Raw genomic sequence first — 707 nt, 5'->3', positions numbered from 1 at the left:
GGGTGTCTGGTGGTGGGGTGGGCTGGTTTCTGGTTGTTGTTTGTGAATTGCATAGTGGACGCGAGCATCTTTGTGGCCAAGTTTTTTAGGGCACACGGTGGATGCCTTGGCATCAGGAGCCGATGAAGGACGTGGGAGGCTGCGTTAAGCCTCGGGGAGTCGCCAACCAGACGTTGATCCGGGGATGTCCGAATGGGGAAACCTAGCACCAGTCATGTGGTGTTGCCGCCGTCTGAATGTATAGGGCGGTTGGTGGTAACGCGGGGAAGTGAAACATCTCAGTACCCGTAGGAGAAGAAAACAATAGTGATTCCGTGAGTAGTGGTGAGCGAAAGCGGAGGAGGCTAAACCGTGCGCGTGTGATAGCCGGCGGGCGTTGCGTGTGCGGGGTTGTGGGATCTTCCGGGAGGGACCGCCGTCTCTTCGGGCAGTGAGAAATCGGTGGGGTAGTCGAACGCTCTGGGAAGGGCGGCCGTAGACCGTGATAGCCGGGTAGGCGAAATTCTGCCGACTGCTGGGAGTCGTCCCGAGTAGCACGGGGCTCGAGAAATCCTGTGTGAATCTGCCAGGACCACCTGGTAAGCCTAAATACTTCCTGATGACCGATAGTGAACGAGTACCGTGAGGGAAAGGTGAAAAGCGCCCCGGTGAGGGGTCGTGAAATAGTACCTGAAACCGTGTGCCTACAAGCCGTAGGAGCGTAGGCA

Annotated in this window: 1 rRNA gene; it reads left to right on the top strand. The window is 57.4% G+C overall.

The features are described from left to right. Window positions 1-74: 74 nt before the first annotated feature. Window positions 75-707 (top strand): 23S ribosomal RNA (locus HHX31_RS33940); the annotation flags it as partial.

The organism is Microbispora sp. H11081 (genome assembly GCF_012999535.1).
Lineage (GTDB): Bacteria > Actinomycetota > Actinomycetes > Streptosporangiales > Streptosporangiaceae > Microbispora.
This window is presented reverse-complemented; position numbering and strand designations above follow the sequence as displayed.